The organism is Dactylosporangium sp. NPDC048998, assembly GCF_043197855.1.
Lineage (GTDB): Bacteria > Actinomycetota > Actinomycetes > Mycobacteriales > Micromonosporaceae > Dactylosporangium.
This window is the reverse complement of sequence record NZ_JBICTV010000004.1, coordinates 573,211-588,127: the sequence shown is the minus strand read 5'-3', so window position 1 is coordinate 588,127 and position 14,917 is coordinate 573,211. Positions and strand designations below refer to the sequence as shown.

Here is a 14,917-nt window from a genome sequence, read left to right as displayed (position 1 = left end):
GACCGTCGGCGAGAACCTGCTGAATGGTTACCACCCAGCTCCACAATGGACAGACCTGGATGCCCAAAACCAGCTGAACAGGTACGATCATGGATACGACAAATGTCGCGCCACTCGTCTCTCGTGCTCTGTATTGGCGCAGGGTCGGCGTCACGCTATTCCCCAGGGGTAGCCGGATCGAACGTCTCGACCTCCGATCGTTGCCTCCCGATCGCCTCGGAGGGCGCCGTTGTCGGAGCGCGTCGCCAGGCGCGTGGAAGCGCCAACGCCGCCTTAGCCTCGTTGAGGAAGCGCTGACGAAGATGCCACAGTTCGGCACGCATTGCCGCGTCGCGCACTTGGGCGTCCTCCAGGTGCGCGTCGAGCAGCGCCAGATACCGGCGTGTGCCGATCCTCAGCTGCTGGGCCGCATCAACGACAGCGGGCGGCGCCAGGAGCCGGAGCCGCGATTGGGTGTGCCGCATACGGTGTTCCGCGGCTTTGGCTTCCTGGTGCGCATCAGCGTTGCGATCCAGCGGCCAGCTGTCGGGCGTGCCGTCTCTGATAGCCCGCTTGACGATGTCTTTGCTGTCGAAGCTGGCGTCGATGAATCCGACGAGGACCTCGACCAACGCTTCCCTCGCCCACTTCGCCTGCTCACGCCGGCCCGAAACAACAAGGTTCAGGCCGGCCAGTAGTGCCGCGACGGTCGCTGCAGCGGCCGAGATGATCGTGGCGACGCTCCCCATGTCTGCATCATCTCGTGCCTCGATACGCACCACCGTCAGGGCATGCACATGGATTCTCCGCGGACCGCGACCCCGGCACCCACCGGCCCGAAGCCCGCCGGCCCCGCCCCCCGGGGCAGAACCGGCCGGCCCCCAATGCGCAGGGCCGGGCCTGGCAGTCCGGAGTTCGTCCGTCCCACGGGGTCGGTGCAGTCTGCAGCGACCCCGTGACACTTTCACGGAACGCAACCAATCCTCACCTCTGCGACGGACGCCGGCACCAGCGTCACGAAGCGTTCCGCGTCGGTCCGGTTGGCGAAGTACAGCACGACCCGCAGCTGGCCGGCGGTCCCGCCGTCGCACTCGGCACGCACGATGTCGGGGTGGTAGCCACGTTCGGCGGCCGCCGCCACCGCGAGGCCGGGCCTGGCGGCATCGTCGTCGACCCCGTACTCGTCAAGTACCGCCGACCACACCGTGTCCCCGGCGTGGACCGTGACCGGCTGGGGACTGTCGGCGGGCGGCCGGCACGACGGGTTGTAGTAGCAGAGCCGGGCCACGATGGTCTCGGCGTCCTGGTCGATGTCGGGCACGGCCGGGAACCCCCAGAACCTCGCGATTGTCGTGCCGACCCGGACCGCGACCAGCCGCAACGGGTCACCGGAGTGCTCTCCGGCACCGTCCGCTGGCAGCTTGAGCGTGATGGCCGCGGCCTCGTCACCCCAGGCAGGCGCGGTCTGCGCCGCCTTCACCTTCGCGCCCGGGAAGCCAAAGCAGCCGGCGAGATCGGCACGGATCCGCCCGAAGACGGCCCTCGCCGCCTCCTCGTCGGCGTACACGTACACGTCCTGGTAGTACGAGATCGTGCCCATGGTCTGCTGTGTGCCGCCGGAGAGGTGCGGCGAGCCGTAGCACAAGGGCGTCACGCCACCGTCGGTGCGCCCGGCGGCGGTCGCCTCCTTGACGAGGAAGCCCCGTGGGATGCCCGTCGCGACGGATCGCGGACCGGTCGGCCCGGGTGTCACGGACAGCGACACGGCGGGCTGCGGCGCGGCCTTCGGCGAGCCGGTCAGCGAAAGGCCGCCGGCAACCGCCGCGAGCACGGCAACGGCCGCGAGCACGACGTGTACGGTGCGTCGCCGCTGGCCACGCGCCACGATCTCCTCGGCGGCCGGCGGCGTGACGGCCTCGACGACGGTGGTGCGCAGCGCCTCGAAGGCGGAGTCGATGGGGTTCATGGCTGCCTCACGTCGACTGCGAGCAGGGGGGCGAGCGCCTGGCGCCCGCGGGAGAGGCGAGCCTTGACGGTGCCTTCCGGTACGCCTTCGGCTCGGGCGATGTCGCCGACGGTGAAGCCGCCGATGTGGTACATGACGAGCGCACGCCGCTGCGCCTCCGGCAGCCGGCGCAGCGCCGCGACGAGGTCGGCCGTGGCCGCATCGGGTTCGGCGGGCGGCGGGGGCGGCCCGTGTCTGGTCCATGACGCGACCGCAACACGGGCTCGCCGCCAACGGCTGATCGCCAGGTTGTGCGCGACGCGGCTGATCCAGGCACGTGGCTCGTCGTACGTGCTGATACGCCGCCAGCGCTGCCACGCCCGCACGTACACCTCCTGCGCCACGTCCTGCGCCTCACCAAGGTCGCCGGTGTAGGCGACGAGTTGAGCGACGAGGCCCGGGTACGTGTCCCGGTAGAACGTCACGAACGTGTCCATGCCCCATTCACGCCGCACACGCCCGCCCGGTTGCATCGATCTTCACAAGGGCAGCCGTCACTCCCCACGCGGCCCGCCGCAGCGGCGAGCCGCCAGAGCTGATCGGTCGTTGCCCATGCCTCACATTCGCCACGAGTGACAAGATCCCCCGCTCTACCCGCTCATGGCAGACCGCGCCGAGCGGCGTGTCCCGCCGAAATTGCTCTCGTCGCCAACTCGGTTGCGCCGGCATTCGTGGGCCTTGAGAACTGCAGCCTCGCTGAGGTAAGTGGATCGGAGCTCTCAGGCGTGTATGGGGCGTGGGGCAGTTGGAGTTCACCGAGTTCTACCGGGCCGAGCGGGACAGGTGCCTGCGGGCGGTACTGGCGGTCGTGGGTGACCGGCAGCTGGCCGAGGATCTGGTGTCCGAGGCGTTCACGCGTGCCTGGATGTCGTGGCAGAAGGTGCGCCGGCATCCGGCACCGCGCGCGTGGATCGTGCGTACCGCGCTGAACATCCGGGTCTCCTGGTGGCGTCGACGGCGACGGGAAGTGGAGCTGGGCGACGCGCACGAGGTCTCGGACGCCACCAGCGGTGATCGTGGAGTGGACCCCAAACTGCTGGCCGTACTGCGTCAACTACCGCAACGGCAGCGGGAGGTGATCGTGTTCCGGGTCTTCCTCGATCTGGACACGGAGGTCACGGCCCAGGCGCTCGGGATAGCCCGGGGAACCGTCACTGCCCACTTGTCGCGCGCGGTCGCAACGCTGCGCGGACATCTCGTCACCGAACAGAGCCGAGAGGGTAGAGCATGAACAACTACGACACGGACGCGCCAGCGGTACTTGACGCGCTGAAGGGGTCGCTGGACGGGATCAGCATGGGAACGCCGGTCGAGCAGATCATGGCCGCAGGCCGCACCCGCCAGCACCGCCGCCGCCTGACGGCTGCAGCGACAGCCGTGGTCACGGCCACCGGCGTCGCACTCGGCGTGACGACGTACGCCAACCCGCCGGCCGCGCCGCCCGGGGCATCGGACAGCGCCCTGCACATCCAGACAGTCGCGTACACGGTGGACCGGAAAGCCGACGGCACGATCGAAGTCACGTGGGACAAGCAGCGCTACATCGACGACCGCGAGGGCCTGAAGGCGGCGCTGCACGAGGCGGGCTTCCCGGTGCTCATCAAGGTCGGCGAGTTCTGCAAGGGCCCGGATGACGACGGGACGCTGGACCCCAGCGGCACCGGGCCCGGGGTCGACCGCGTCGTGAAGGCCGGGTCCGAGGCGGACGGCAAGGTCACGTTCGTCTTCATCCCCTCGGCGATGCCGGCCGGGAAGCAGCTGTTCATCGGATACCTGAGTCCGGCCCAACTGGCCGTGACGCAAGGGCGTCCCGGATCCGTCGAGCGGCTGATCTCCACCGGGGTGCCGCTGACCTGCACGACCGTCGCGCCGCCCGCGCAAGGGGGCAAGGGTGAGGGCCAGCCCGACAGCAAGACGCCGTCGAAGGGGACGGAACACCGCTGAAGCCCGGCAGGAGCGATGGCCTGACGGGGTTCAACGACCCTGTCAGGCCATCACCGGACGCGCAGCAGGCCGCCAGAAGCGCTTGATCAGCTGTACGCTCATGCCACGAGGCGCGCGCAACGCAGCGTGACGAGCCGGGCCAGCGCTTGGCACCCGCAACTGTCGAGACGCGGACGGAGTTTGCGTCGGAACCTGGCCGATGGTGCGGTCAGTGTTTGGTGAGCGTTGCCGGTGGCCGCAGCACACAGAACTCGTTGCCATCGGGATCGGCAAGCACATGCCAGGCCCAGCCGTCTTCCGCGATGGGGCTTTCCGTGATGCACTGCGCCCCCAGAGACACCAGCCTGGCCACCTCTGCCTCCAGGTCAGGTACGCGCAGGTCCATATGCATCCTGTTCTTGTGCGCCTTCGGCTCGGGAACCCTCTGCAACAGCAGCTCGACGCCGTTCCCGTTCGCGGGTAGCAGTCGCCGGTAACGCCCCGGCGAAAGCGGTTCAGCAACGTACCCGAGTGCGCCGCACCAGAACGCCCCCGAGCGAGCCAAATCGGCACAGTCCAGGACTACCGCCAGCACAACGTCATGCCGTGCACCGAAACGAGCTGGCCCGCCAGTCATGGCAGCAGGTTATGCGACGACCGCACCCAGCCGCGTCAGCGCGCCGCCAGGAGTCGCTTTCGGGCAGAGCCATTCGGATCTGCCGCAAGTCGCGCCCTCGAACGCTCCCACTGAATACGATCGATGTCATGGTCGGTCACGTCAGCTCGTCAGCTCAGTGGCGTTCGGTAGAGAACCTCGACGTACACGATGTCGTCGTGCAGCACGTCGAGGATGAGGTAACCCGGCCACGGCGCGTCGAGGCAGACATTGCGGTGGCCGTCGCCATATGGTCCGGGCAGCTTCGGCGCGGTGCGAAAGCTCTGGCAGAAGTCGTCATTGCAGGAACACACCTCGACGATGCGCAGCTGCTCGATCTGTTCCTTCAGCCCGGCCTCGCCGCACGCATCGAGGGCTGCTACGAGCTCAGCGGCGAAGTCCGGCCAGGTCGTCCGCAACAACGGTGCCTGAGCCGGCTGGACGTCCACGGTTGGCCGACTGTATCGACGGACCTGGACGGCTATCCGAATCGGTCAGCGAGCTTCGTCAGCTTGGTGACGTACGCCGGCCAGTCGTAGTCGTGGGGGATGTTGGTGTTCTCCCGCCGCAGGCCGATCGCCGTGTCGTGCTGCTCGCGCATGATGTCGGCGTGACCGGCGTGACGGGCGAGGTCGCAGGTCACGTGGATGATGATCCTGTGCAGCGTCACGTCCTGTCCGCCTGGCCGCCACCACGGCACCTGCCCCGGCGCGTCGAGGGGTAGCTGTTCGATGGTCTGGTCCGCGAAGACGCCCACACGGCGATACAGGTCGATGAGCCCATCCTTCGTCTCGTCCTCCCGCGCGTACCAGTCTGCCTGCGGGTCCTCCTCATACGCCTGCATCGGGACTAGGTCCTCAGGTGTCGGAAACTCGCGCCCGAATGTGGGCCCGAAATAGCCGGCTTCGACGTTGAGGCAGTGCTTGAGGACTCCCAGCAGGTTGTTGCCGGTCACGGTGCGGGGCAGTCTGGCCTCGCGTTCGCTCAGCCCGTCGAGCTTCCAGATCAGGTCATCGCGAGTCGCTTGGAGGTAGTGGTGCAGCGCAGCCTTCGGGTCGCCCAGATCAGCCATGCCTGCCAGTCTTCCTTATAAGCCTGAGTCATTCGTGCGAGGTGTCGCATGCAGGATCAGCGCCCCGCTGGACGGGACCGGCATCCTCATTTGCCACGATCCGATCGTTACGTAGCGTTACAGGCCACACCCGGCGGCTCGGCAGACCGGACATGACGATGACCGCGCATCGGCAGTGCCCGGCATGCTGCGCCGTCAACCCCACGACGAACAGCGACATCAGGTTATGTTGACGCCGTGAACGACCGACTGGATGAACGCCTCGGCGACGCATGCGAACCGCAGTCTAGTTCGATCGCCGAGCCGCTTGCGGAATCCGCGGCCGACATCGCACGGATGGGGCGCAGGGCGGCCCGGCGACGCACCACACGCATCTGGATCGCGGTGGCCGCGAGCGTCCCGGTGGTGGTGATCGGCGTCGCGGCCGGGGCCGGCAAAGCGCCTATGACGTGCGGGGTCGAGCGGCTTGCGCTACCGTCTGGCAGCGCGCCGAGCCTCGTGACGGCAATGGATCCGACCGGACGTTATATCGTTGGCCGGACGACGCACGCGAGTAGCACCTCCCGCCTTGATCTGCTGATCTGGGACAACGGTGAGCTCCACCAGGCCGACCTGCCGGGTGAACGTCAGGTACCCACCGGCGTCAATGCCGACGGTGTCGTGGTCGGTACCACCGACATCCAGTCGGCATCCGGTCCGATCGACATGCACGCGTGGGTATATCGGGATCGCGCAGCCACGCTGCTGCCGGGCACGGGGTCCAGCGAAGCGCGGGCGATCAGCGACGGTGGCGTCGTCGTCGGCACGGACGACCGGCGCCCGGTGTTGTGGCGTTCGACCACTGGCGCGCCGTCCACACTCCTGCTGCCGGAAGGGGCATGGGAAGGAGTGGCCACCGACATCACCGCCGACGGGGAGACGATTCTCGGCACGCTGCACCCGCCACAGACCGGGCTCAACCGCCCGTACGTCTGGTTGGCCGACGGAACGCTGCGGGAGCTGCCCTTGCCGGTCGTCAACGGCACCACGGCGCTGAGCGCGTACGCCGTGGCGATCGCCGGCGACTGGGTAGCCGGCACGGCCGGCGACGATGGCGTGCCGGTACGGTGGAATCTGCGCACCGGCGAGGTGCAGGCCTTCCCGAGGTTCCGCACCGCAGGCCTGAAGATCAGCGCGGACGGTCGGATCCCCACCCGCGACAGGCACAGCCACGCGACCCTACTACTCAGTCAACAGGCCACGCTGACGCTGCCAAGCTTGCGCGACCGCGGTAGCTTTCCCGACGTGCCCAAGGTGATCACCCAGGACGGTCTGCACGTTGCTGGCGAAGCGTCGGCCGCGGGCAGCGGCACCTTGCCGGTGGTCTGGCACTGCAGGTGACCCTCGGAGCAGAGCAGAACGCGGCCGCATCCTCATTTGCCGCGATCCGATCGTTACGTAGCGTTACAGGCCACACCCGGCGGTTCGGCACGCGGACATGCCGATGTGAGGGCGCCTTCGCCGGTTCAAAGAATGACGCTGTCGATCCATCGACTGGGATACGTACCCAGAGGTGACCAACTCAGCGAACCGAGCGTCGCATCACGCCACGCCGCGTTCGTGGTCGATCTTGTCTTGTGAGCGGGCCCCTTGGGCCTTCATCCCGGGGGTCGATCGGCCCTACCTCCGCTCCTCCGACAGGGGGATGGTCGGGGGTCGAGGGTGCGCGCATTGAGGCTCGGAGGAGGCCAACATGTCGACCACGATCGGACGGGCACCGGAGCCACCGCAGCCTGATATCTCGACCGAGGGCTCGCCAGGGGTGCTGCGAAGGGTACTGCTCGCCGCCGGGATCGGCACTTCCCTGTTCTATGTCGTCGCCCTTGTGCTGGGACCCATGCGGTGGGAGGGCTACAGCTCGATAGACCAAACCATCAGCGAGCTGTTCGCCGTCGACGCTCCTTCCCGACCGCTCGTCGTTTCGCTCCTGTTCGTCAGCGGGGTGCTTGCGCTCGCCTTCGGGTTCGGAGTCTTGTGGTCAGCCGGTCGGAACCGCGCTCTGCGCGTCACCGGCTGGGCGCTGGCCATAGTCGGAGTCGTCGACCAGGCCGGCCCCTTCTTCCCAATGCACATGCGTGACGTCATCGCCCAGGGCGGTGGCACCTTCAGCGACACGATGCACATCACTCTCACCATCGTGCTCTCGTTGCTCTTCCTACTGGCCATGACCTTCGGCGCCGTGGCGCTCGGGAAGCGGTTCCGCGTCTACTCCGTCGCTACGATCCTGACGCTGCTCGCGTTCGGCGCAATGGCCTCGATGCAGGCTGACGCCCTCGCTACGAACGAGCCCACGCCGTGGCAGGGAGTGTACGAGCGCATCAACGTCGCGGCTTACCTGCTGTGGATGGCGGTGCTCGCCATCGTGCTGTTGCGCACCCAACGCGATGCACCGGTCGAGGCGGCGCCCGACACGCCGGGAAGTCGTCAACCGGCCTGACCTCTGGATCGGCGGCGTTTGGAGCCGCACGTTGGCGCCGCGTTGCCAGATCAGCGAGTTGACGCAGTCGAGGGCGGAGGGGCAGGGCACCGGCGGGCCGGTCGTGTTTCGGCGCGGAGTGCTGCAACCCCGTCGGCCGGCGCGTATGTCATCGGTACGGGGCGCGCTGCCGACCGTCAGAAGGCGCTCGACTTCGGTGCGCAGGAGTTCGTCGACCTCGACAACGACGCCCTGGAAGACGTCGGCGGCGTCGATCTGGTGTTCGATGTCATCGGCGGCGACATCCAGAATCGATCCGCAGGCCTGATTCGCGCCGGAGGAACACTGGTGACCGTCGTCGGGCCGCCCGAGGCGCGGCCCGCCGACGGCTTGGCGATCGACTTCGTCGTCGAGTCCGATCGCACCCAACTGGGTGAGATCGTCCACCGGGTGCGGGACGGACGACTGCGGACAAACATCGGCAACATCGCAACCCTCGACGATGCCGTCGCAGCCCTCAACCCGACCGAGCGGATCAGCGGGAAGACAATCATCCGCGTTCGTCCGTGAGGACTCGGGGACGCGATCGTCGGGCGGTAGGTCGGCACAACCAGGCTGGCATTCCCTACCGGTACTCCATCAACCTGCACGTCGTCTGCCGTGATGGCGCGGCGGATCGACTGGCGGGTCAGGATACCGAACCAGGTCTCGATCTGGTTGATCCAGCCCAACCCGACCGGAGTGAAATAGAAGATGACCTGCGGATTCTCCTCCAGCCAGGCCATCACCCGCGTTTTCCTCCAGCCAGGCCATCACCCGCGCTATAGCGTGGGACGCATCGCAGTTCAACCAACACGAACAGGAGACCGCTTAACCATACGAACAGGAGACCGCGATGTCCGAGTCCTATTCCCTCCCCACTGAACCCGAAGGTGTCATCCCGTCGCTGATTGAGCGATTTAATTCCGGCAAGGTCAGCGAGATGATGACCTTGTACGAAGGAGCCGTGCTCGTCGCGGACGACGGGCGGACCGTAACTGATCGCGCCGAGGTCGCTGCCGAACTCGAGCGCGATCTCAGCCTCGGCCTGCCGCTGGCGGCCAAGGCGCGCCATGTGTTCGTTGCCGGCGATATCGCCGAGATCGTGGTGGACTGGGCAATTGATGGCACAGGTCCCGACGGCAGGCACGTGCACGTCGCAGGCACGGCAAGCGATGTCGCGCGCCGCGGCTCGGATGGACTCTGGCGGTACCTGATCGACAATCGTCTTGGGACGGCGGTACGACAGCCCGCCTGACACGTGTGCGCCACGGCGATTCTCGGGGAACGCAGGATGCGCCATGAGGACTATCGAGCTGTACCCCGATGACGTTTACAACCAGCGGACGATCCGCCAGGGCCACCCATCTGACTGGGTCAACCGCGAAGGTGGTGACTACGACTTGGTGGTGCTCGGAGGCGGACCGGGCGGCCTCACCGCCGCCACGACTACTGCCGCAGGCGGGCACCGCGTCGCTATGACGGAGCAGCGACTGACCGGGGGCATCTGTGTCAACTTCGGCTGCACGCCGAGCAAGGCGCTGATTCGCTGCGCACGCGCGGTACACGACCCCGGGCCTCGACCGGCAGCCGCCGACCGGCGCTGAGCCGGTTAGCTATTCATGGCCGGTCTTCTCCGCAGGTCGCCGCGTTCGTTGCTGCGCCGAACTGGTCGGTGTCGGCCTGGGTGGCGGTCCAGGAGGCGAGCAGGTCGAGTGCGTGGGCTGTCGGTGAGGCGGGCTCGGCGGCGTAGAGGGTAAGGCTGAGGCCAGGTTCGGAGACCAGGTCGACGCTTTCGTAGGCGAGTTCGAGGTCGCCGACGTTGTGGTGGTGGAAGCGTTTGGTGCCGGCGCCGTGGGCGCGGACGTTGTGGGCGCTCCAGCGGCGGCGGAAGGCGTCGCTGCGGGTGGACAGTTCGCCGACGAGGTCGTGGAGGTCCTTGTCGTGGGGGTCGCGGCCGGCCTCGGTGTGCAGGATGGCGACGCAGGTGTCGGCGGCGGTGTCCCAGTCGGGGTAGAAGGCGTGGGCGGCGTCGAGGTGCAGGAACGTGAACCGGGCGAAGTTCGGGCAGCCGTCGGGCGCGGTGTCGTAAAGGGTGGCGTGCATGGCCCGGCCGAGGTGGTTGGCGGCGAGCAGGTCCATGCGACCGTTGCGGACGATGGCCGGCGCGGTGAACCGGTCGAGGACCCATTGCAGGCTCGGGCGGGGCGTCCAGCGCTTCGCGGGGCGGCGGCGAGGGCGCATGCCGGCGCTGGTGCCGTCGGCTGCGTGCGCGAGGTGGAACAGGTGGGCCCGCTCGGCGTCGTCGAGTTGCAGCGCCCGGGCGAGAGCGTCCAGGACTGAGGCGGACACGCCGGCGATCGCGCCGCGTTCGAGCTTGGCGTAGTACTCGATGCTCACCCCGGCGAGCGTGGCGACCTCGCCGCGGCGCAGCCCAGGCACGCGGCGGTTACCGGCGTCGGGCAGCCCGGCCTGCTGCGGGGCGATGTTGGCCCGGCGGGAGACGAGGAAGTCGCGGACCTCGGCGCGATTGTCCATGGCTTCGACCGTACGACCTGGCAGCGGGGCGGTGGGGTGCCCTGGTAGTACACGTTTCGCCAGTGACTCCCCGCCGGCCGCCGGATCGGGTTGGCTGGCGTTGTGGCCATCGACGGCATACCGCAGCAGCGGGCGTCGAGACAGGTCCACTGCTATCCGAAAGGTCTGCTCGACAATGAACCCCACGTACGATTTCACCGGCCAGGTCGCTTTCGTCACCGGCGCCGGCTCCGGCATGGGTCTGGCGACCGCCCGGGCGTTCGCCAAGGCCGGCGCCGCGGTCACGCTCGCCGACGTCGACGAAGCCGCCCTGCAGGACGCCACCGAGACGCTCCGCGACGCCGGCCACCAGGTGCTGGGTGTGCTGTGCGACGTCGCCGACGAGGCGAGTGTGGCCGCCGCGATCCGGGCGACGGTCGAGCAGTTCGGCCGGCTCGACATGGCATTCAACAACGCCGGTATCCAGGTGCCGCCCAGCGACGCCGCCGACGAGCCCGCCGAGGTCTTCGACCGGGTCAATGCCATCAACCTACGCGGCGTATGGGCCTGCATGAAGCACGAGCTCGCCCAGATGCGCGGTCAGGGTAGCGGCGCCATCGTCAACTGCTCCTCACTCGGCGGTCTGGTCGGCCTGCCCGGCCGCGCCGCCTATCACGCGTCCAAGCACGGCGTGCTCGGCCTGACGAGCAGCGCCGCGCTCGAGTACGCGCCGCGTGGCATTCGGATCAACGCGGTCTGCCCCGGGACGATCGCCACGCCGATGGTCACCGACATGATCGACAAGGGTGAGCTCGACCTCGCCGAGGCCGTGGCCAACCAGCCCATCAACCGTCTCGGCGAGGCCGAGGAGATCGCCGCCGCTGTGCTGTGGCTGTGCAGCCCCGGCGCCAGCTTCGTCGTCGGCGTCGCCCTGCCCGTTGACGGCGGCTACACCGCCCGCTGAATCCCGGGCCGCAGCCGCCGTACAGCCGGCGCCCCGCAACGTTCACGCCGATCGATTCGGCCCAGGAGATGACCGCCATGTGCAGACGACTCCTCGTCCCCCTGGCCCGTCCTCACCCTGCTTTCCGGTTGCGCCACCGCCAACGATGAGCCGGCTTCGGCCCCGCCCACACCTGGAGGACCCCCGATGAGCACGACACGGGTACGGTTCCGCACCGGCAGCGCCACCGTCGTGGTTGGGCTGATCGACAGCCCGACGAGCCGGGACCTGGTCTCGAAGCTGCCGCTGAGCCTCACCTTCGAGGACTTCGCCGGCAAGGAGAAGATCAGCTACCTGCCGGCACGCCTCGCCACCGACGGCTCCCCGGGCAGCGCACCGACAAACGGCACCCTCATCTACTACAAGCCGTGGGGCAACCTCGGCCTCTTCTACAACGCCAGCGGCGGCCACGACGACAACCTCATCACCCTCGGCACGGTCGAGTCCGGCATGGACCAGCTCGACCGCCTCGGCCAGGGCACCGTCACCGTCGAAGCGCTCCAGCCGTGACTCGCTTCGAGCCGGTCTTCCGCACCGGCTGAGATCACCGCTACACACCGAACCGAAAGGAAGCACCTCCATGCGAGGAGCCATGCTGTACGCGCCCGGTGACGTCCGCGTCGAGGAGCGCGAGGATCCCCGGATCGTCGAGCCGACCGATGCGGTCATCCGGCTGTCCGCCACCTGCGTCTGCGGCTCCGACCTGTGGCCGTACCGCGGGGTCGAGCAGGTCAACGGGCCGGCGCCGATGGGTCACGAGTACGTCGGCATCGTCGAGGAGGTCGGCGCCGACGTCCGCGCGGTGCGGCCCGGGCAATTCGTGGTCGGCTCGTTCTTCGCCTCCGACAACACCTGCGAGATCTGCCGGGTCGGCTACCAGAGCTCGTGTGTGCACCGGGTGGGCATGGGCGGGCTCGGCGCCCAGGCGCAGTACCTGCGGGTCCCGCTCGCCGACGGCACCCTCGTCGCCACCCCGGACCTCCCCGCCGACGACCTGATCCCCGGCCTGCTCGCCGCCTCGGACGTCCTCGGCACGGGTTGGTTCGCCGCCGTGGCTGCCCAGGTCGGGCCGGGCAAGACCGTCGCGGTCATCGGTGACGGCGCCGTCGGCCTGCTCGGCGTCCTCGCCGCCAAGCACCTCGGCGCGGAGCGGATCATCGCTATGAGCCGGCACGCCGACCGGCAGAAGCTCGCCCTCGCCTACGGCGCCACGGACATCGTCACCGAGCGCGGCGACGAGGGCGTCGCCCGGATCAAGGACCTCACCGGCGGGCTCGGCGCGCACTCGGTCATCGAGGCGGTCGGTACCCAGGAGTCGATGATGCAGTCGATCCGCTCGACCCGGCCCGGCGGGCACGTCGGCTACGTCGGCGTCGCCCACGACGTCGCCCTGCCCGGCACGGAGCTGTTCTTCTCCCACGTCCACCTGCATGGCGGCCCCGCCCCGGTACGCCGCTTCCTGCCCGAGCTGATCGACCTGATCCTCGACCGGACCATCGACCCGGGCAAGGTGTTCGACCTCACGCTGCCGCTCGAACAGGCCGCCGAGGGGTACCGGGCCATGGACGAACGCCGCGCGATCAAGGTGCTGTTGCAGCCGTAAAGGAGCAAGAAGTGATCACTCGTAGTGGGTCACAGCCGTCCACCCCAGGCCCCGCCGAGTACTTCACCGGCGAAGTACGGATCCAGCCGCTGTTCGGTGCGGAGGACACCGCGCCGTACACGGGTGCGGCCGTGACCTTTACGCCGGGCGCCCGGACCGCCTGGCACGTCCACCCGGGCGGGCAGCGGCTCGTCGTCACCGACGGCGTCGGCCGCACCCAGCAGTGGGGCGGCCCGGTCGAGGAGTTCCGCGCCGGCGACGTGGTGTGGTGCCCGCCGGGCGTCAAACACTGGCACGGCGCCGGCCCGGACGGCCCGATGACGCACCTGGCGCTCACCGGCGTCCGGGACGGGCAGGTCGTCGAATGGCTCGAGCACGTCACCGACGAGGAGTACAGCGCGGCCTGAACCCCGGTCACGGCCGGGCGGCATCCAGTGTCTCGCCCGGCCGCGGCTGCGCACCGTCGCGGTCACGGACCGGCACGGACCCAGCGGTCAGCCCTCTCAAACAGGCAGCGTGTCGGGGCGGACGGCCTCCGCGACCCGGGCGGCGTACGTGTGCCACTCACCTGACGCGGCCCGCCGCCAGGCCACGGCGCTGCTGGTGTCGATGCCGAGACAGCGAGCGAGCACGGCGGCGGGCAGTTCGACGGCGAGCTGGAACAGCGCCGCGGTGCGGGTTTCTCGTACGGGCACGCCGATCGCGTTGAGGCGGCGCTGCAGTGCCGGGAGGTAGTGGGGGCTGGGTGCCGATTCTCGTGATGTCACGGGCCGCACGGCTTCGTGGCCTACACCGCAGGTCCCCACAGCGGTGGCGACCCTCCGGCCGCGCGCTCATCCCCGCATCGACGCCGGCTGACGGCGCCGCGACGCCGAGAAGACCGCCGCCGCCAGCGTGGCGAGCAATGCGATGTTGCTCGCCAGGGGCAGGCGTTCGGTGATGCCGCTGTATTGCCGTGCCCCGACCAGCCAGACGGGCTGACCGGTGGGGACGAAGGTGCTGACGAACGCGGCGATGCCCAGCAGGCTCGCGGTGGAGCACGCTCGGACGGCGGTCGCCGTCCGGCACCACCGCGCATGCGTCTGGAAGCGGCGGGCCAGCCGGATTCCGGCCAGCGGGAGGCAGACGAAGCCGACCAGCGCGGCGTAGCGGTGCAGTGTGTCGTACCAGACTGGCGGCGTCCCCACCGGCGTCGGCGGGAAGATCGCGGCCACCACCAGCGCGACGCTCCAGACGCCGATCAGCATCCGCCCGAGCCGGCCGGTCGGTGCCTGGCAGTCGATCAGCGCGAAGATGATGCAGATCGATGCGAAGGAGAGCATGACCATGCTGATGCCGACCAAACGCGCGCCCAGCGTCGTGAAAATGAGTTCGCTGAAGGTCGGGTGGATCAGGTCGATGCCGCTCGGCCGGCCGAGTTCGCTGGCGAGCGCGATGGCGACGGCGCACGCGATCCACAGCGAACCGGCGCCGGCGAGCGGCCGGGCGAGCCGGCACGGAGAGGTCGGGTCTGCATTTCCCATGCGCGAAAGCCTGGACATCGTGAGACGTCATCCGCCTCAGCGCGCCGAATGATTGCCCGCCTCGTCCTCGCGGCCGATCGTCGGTAGGTCTGCGGAGCGATGGCCGAGAGCCGCTGCTGTCCCTTAAGGTCTGGCCCTCAAGT

21 protein-coding genes are annotated in these 14,917 nt (G+C 68.9%); 11 read left to right on the top strand and 10 right to left on the bottom strand.

What is annotated here, in order from left to right; genetic code table 11:
* Window positions 1–155: 155 nt before the first annotated feature.
* The 3 genes from ACGFI8_RS13535 to ACGFI8_RS13525 form a co-directional block, all read right to left on the bottom strand.
* A complete protein-coding gene (locus ACGFI8_RS13535) occupies window positions 156–776 on the bottom strand; it encodes a hypothetical protein (protein WP_392803961.1) in 621 nt (206 codons plus the stop codon).
* Between the two features lie 167 nt (window positions 777–943).
* Complete coding sequence (locus ACGFI8_RS13530) at window positions 944–1,945, bottom strand: hypothetical protein (RefSeq protein ID WP_392803959.1); 1,002 nt, start codon at window positions 1,943–1,945, stop codon at window positions 944–946.
* Window positions 1,942–2,421 carry an RNA polymerase sigma factor gene (locus ACGFI8_RS13525; protein ID WP_392803957.1) on the bottom strand — a complete coding sequence of 160 codons (480 nt, stop codon included), beginning with the start codon at window positions 2,419–2,421 and terminating at the stop codon, window positions 1,942–1,944. Before ACGFI8_RS13525 ends, ACGFI8_RS13530 begins: the two co-directional genes overlap by 4 nt.
* Before the next feature lie 299 nt (window positions 2,422–2,720).
* On the opposite strand from ACGFI8_RS13525, the gene ACGFI8_RS13520 reads away from it, so the two are divergent.
* Together ACGFI8_RS13520 and ACGFI8_RS13515 are read left to right on the top strand one after the other, a co-directional pair.
* Window positions 2,721–3,215 (top strand): sigma-70 family RNA polymerase sigma factor, encoded by a 495-nt coding sequence (locus tag ACGFI8_RS13520; RefSeq protein WP_392803955.1) that lies wholly within the window; start codon window positions 2,721–2,723, stop codon window positions 3,213–3,215.
* On the top strand, window positions 3,212–3,928 hold the full coding sequence (locus ACGFI8_RS13515; protein WP_392803953.1) for a hypothetical protein: 717 nt from the start codon (window positions 3,212–3,214) through the stop codon (window positions 3,926–3,928). The genes ACGFI8_RS13520 and ACGFI8_RS13515 overlap by 4 nt, the downstream gene beginning before the upstream one ends.
* 208 nt (window positions 3,929–4,136) lie before the next feature.
* Here the strand turns inward: ACGFI8_RS13515 and ACGFI8_RS13510 are convergent, their stop codons facing one another.
* From ACGFI8_RS13510 to ACGFI8_RS13495, 4 genes are all read right to left on the bottom strand, one after another.
* Window positions 4,137–4,544: a VOC family protein gene (locus ACGFI8_RS13510; RefSeq protein ID WP_392803951.1), complete on the bottom strand. Its 408-nt coding sequence runs from the start codon at window positions 4,542–4,544 to the stop codon at window positions 4,137–4,139.
* 149 nt (window positions 4,545–4,693) lie between these two features.
* Window positions 4,694–5,011, bottom strand: coding sequence for a hypothetical protein (locus ACGFI8_RS13505; RefSeq protein ID WP_392803949.1), 318 nt, complete (start codon window positions 5,009–5,011; stop codon window positions 4,694–4,696).
* Between the two features lie 32 nt (window positions 5,012–5,043).
* Window positions 5,044–5,634: a DinB family protein gene (locus ACGFI8_RS13500; RefSeq protein ID WP_392803947.1), complete on the bottom strand. Its 591-nt coding sequence runs from the start codon at window positions 5,632–5,634 to the stop codon at window positions 5,044–5,046.
* A 28-nt stretch (window positions 5,635–5,662) separates the two neighbouring features.
* A complete protein-coding gene (locus ACGFI8_RS13495) occupies window positions 5,663–5,854 on the bottom strand; it encodes a hypothetical protein (protein ID WP_392803946.1) in 192 nt (63 codons plus the stop codon).
* A 17-nt stretch (window positions 5,855–5,871) separates the two neighbouring features.
* On the opposite strand from ACGFI8_RS13495, the gene ACGFI8_RS13490 reads away from it, so the two are divergent.
* From ACGFI8_RS13490 to ACGFI8_RS13470, 5 genes are all read left to right on the top strand, one after another.
* Window positions 5,872–7,014, top strand: a complete 1,143-nt coding sequence (locus ACGFI8_RS13490; RefSeq protein WP_392803944.1) for a hypothetical protein — start codon at window positions 5,872–5,874, stop codon at window positions 7,012–7,014.
* 352 nt (window positions 7,015–7,366) lie between these two features.
* Window positions 7,367–8,110: a DUF998 domain-containing protein gene (locus tag ACGFI8_RS13485; RefSeq protein ID WP_392803942.1), complete on the top strand. Its 744-nt coding sequence runs from the start codon at window positions 7,367–7,369 to the stop codon at window positions 8,108–8,110.
* An 18-nt stretch (window positions 8,111–8,128) separates the two neighbouring features.
* Window positions 8,129–8,659 (top strand): zinc-binding dehydrogenase, encoded by a 531-nt coding sequence (locus tag ACGFI8_RS13480; protein WP_392803940.1) that lies wholly within the window; start codon window positions 8,129–8,131, stop codon window positions 8,657–8,659.
* Between the two features lie 325 nt (window positions 8,660–8,984).
* Entirely contained in the window at window positions 8,985–9,386 is a 402-nt protein-coding gene (locus ACGFI8_RS13475; protein ID WP_363342605.1) for a DUF4440 domain-containing protein, read from the top strand.
* Window positions 9,387–9,429: 43 nt separating this feature from the next.
* Window positions 9,430–9,735, top strand: a complete 306-nt coding sequence (locus tag ACGFI8_RS13470) for an FAD-dependent oxidoreductase (RefSeq protein ID WP_392803938.1) — start codon at window positions 9,430–9,432, stop codon at window positions 9,733–9,735.
* Window positions 9,736–9,748: 13 nt separating this feature from the next.
* Here ACGFI8_RS13470 and ACGFI8_RS13465 read toward each other — a convergent pair whose 3' ends face one another.
* Window positions 9,749–10,666, bottom strand: coding sequence for a helix-turn-helix transcriptional regulator (locus ACGFI8_RS13465; RefSeq protein WP_392803936.1), 918 nt, complete (start codon window positions 10,664–10,666; stop codon window positions 9,749–9,751).
* 175 nt (window positions 10,667–10,841) lie between these two features.
* On the opposite strand from ACGFI8_RS13465, the gene ACGFI8_RS13460 reads away from it, so the two are divergent.
* The 4 genes from ACGFI8_RS13460 to ACGFI8_RS13445 all read left to right on the top strand — a co-directional run bounded on the left by ACGFI8_RS13460 (window position 10,842) and on the right by ACGFI8_RS13445 (window position 13,658).
* Window positions 10,842–11,609, top strand: coding sequence for a glucose 1-dehydrogenase (locus ACGFI8_RS13460; RefSeq protein ID WP_392803934.1), 768 nt, complete (start codon window positions 10,842–10,844; stop codon window positions 11,607–11,609).
* A 186-nt stretch (window positions 11,610–11,795) separates the two neighbouring features.
* Window positions 11,796–12,158: a cyclophilin-like fold protein gene (locus ACGFI8_RS13455; RefSeq protein WP_392803932.1), complete on the top strand. Its 363-nt coding sequence runs from the start codon at window positions 11,796–11,798 to the stop codon at window positions 12,156–12,158.
* 70 nt (window positions 12,159–12,228) lie between these two features.
* Window positions 12,229–13,251: a zinc-dependent alcohol dehydrogenase family protein gene (locus ACGFI8_RS13450; RefSeq protein ID WP_392803930.1), complete on the top strand. Its 1,023-nt coding sequence runs from the start codon at window positions 12,229–12,231 to the stop codon at window positions 13,249–13,251.
* 11 nt (window positions 13,252–13,262) lie between these two features.
* A complete protein-coding gene (locus ACGFI8_RS13445; protein WP_392803928.1) occupies window positions 13,263–13,658 on the top strand; it encodes a cupin domain-containing protein in 396 nt (131 codons plus the stop codon).
* Between the two features lie 96 nt (window positions 13,659–13,754).
* On the opposite strand, the gene ACGFI8_RS13440 is transcribed toward ACGFI8_RS13445, so the two are convergent.
* Together ACGFI8_RS13440 and ACGFI8_RS13435 are read right to left on the bottom strand one after the other, a co-directional pair.
* A complete protein-coding gene (locus ACGFI8_RS13440; RefSeq protein WP_392803926.1) occupies window positions 13,755–14,018 on the bottom strand; it encodes a hypothetical protein in 264 nt (87 codons plus the stop codon).
* 66 nt (window positions 14,019–14,084) lie between these two features.
* Window positions 14,085–14,774 carry a DUF998 domain-containing protein gene (locus tag ACGFI8_RS13435; protein WP_392803924.1) on the bottom strand — a complete coding sequence of 230 codons (690 nt, stop codon included), beginning with the start codon at window positions 14,772–14,774 and terminating at the stop codon, window positions 14,085–14,087.
* Between the last annotated feature and the right edge of the window lie 143 nt (window positions 14,775–14,917).

Bases quoted from the DNA above. Each gene is read 5' to 3' on its own strand.
- ACGFI8_RS13455 (WP_392803932.1), top strand. From the start codon at position 11,796: ATGAGCACGACACGGGTACGGTTCCGCACCGGCAGCGCCACCGTCGTG.
- ACGFI8_RS13530 (WP_392803959.1), bottom strand. From the start codon at position 1,945: ATGAACCCCATCGACTCCGCCTTCGAGGCGCTGCGCACCACCGTCGTC.
- ACGFI8_RS13510 (WP_392803951.1), bottom strand. From the start codon at position 4,544: ATGACTGGCGGGCCAGCTCGTTTCGGTGCACGGCATGACGTTGTGCTG.
- ACGFI8_RS13450 (WP_392803930.1), top strand. From the start codon at position 12,229: ATGCGAGGAGCCATGCTGTACGCGCCCGGTGACGTCCGCGTCGAGGAG.
- ACGFI8_RS13465 (WP_392803936.1), bottom strand. From the start codon at position 10,666: ATGGACAATCGCGCCGAGGTCCGCGACTTCCTCGTCTCCCGCCGGGCC.
- ACGFI8_RS13525 (WP_392803957.1), bottom strand. From the start codon at position 2,421: ATGGACACGTTCGTGACGTTCTACCGGGACACGTACCCGGGCCTCGTC.
- ACGFI8_RS13500 (WP_392803947.1), bottom strand. From the start codon at position 5,634: ATGGCTGATCTGGGCGACCCGAAGGCTGCGCTGCACCACTACCTCCAA.
- ACGFI8_RS13475 (WP_363342605.1), top strand. From the start codon at position 8,985: ATGTCCGAGTCCTATTCCCTCCCCACTGAACCCGAAGGTGTCATCCCG.
- ACGFI8_RS13495 (WP_392803946.1), bottom strand. From the start codon at position 5,854: ATGTCGCTGTTCGTCGTGGGGTTGACGGCGCAGCATGCCGGGCACTGC.
- ACGFI8_RS13485 (WP_392803942.1), top strand. From the start codon at position 7,367: ATGTCGACCACGATCGGACGGGCACCGGAGCCACCGCAGCCTGATATC.
- ACGFI8_RS13470 (WP_392803938.1), top strand. From the start codon at position 9,430: ATGAGGACTATCGAGCTGTACCCCGATGACGTTTACAACCAGCGGACG.
- ACGFI8_RS13435 (WP_392803924.1), bottom strand. From the start codon at position 14,774: ATGGGAAATGCAGACCCGACCTCTCCGTGCCGGCTCGCCCGGCCGCTC.
- ACGFI8_RS13515 (WP_392803953.1), top strand. From the start codon at position 3,212: ATGAACAACTACGACACGGACGCGCCAGCGGTACTTGACGCGCTGAAG.
- ACGFI8_RS13460 (WP_392803934.1), top strand. From the start codon at position 10,842: ATGAACCCCACGTACGATTTCACCGGCCAGGTCGCTTTCGTCACCGGC.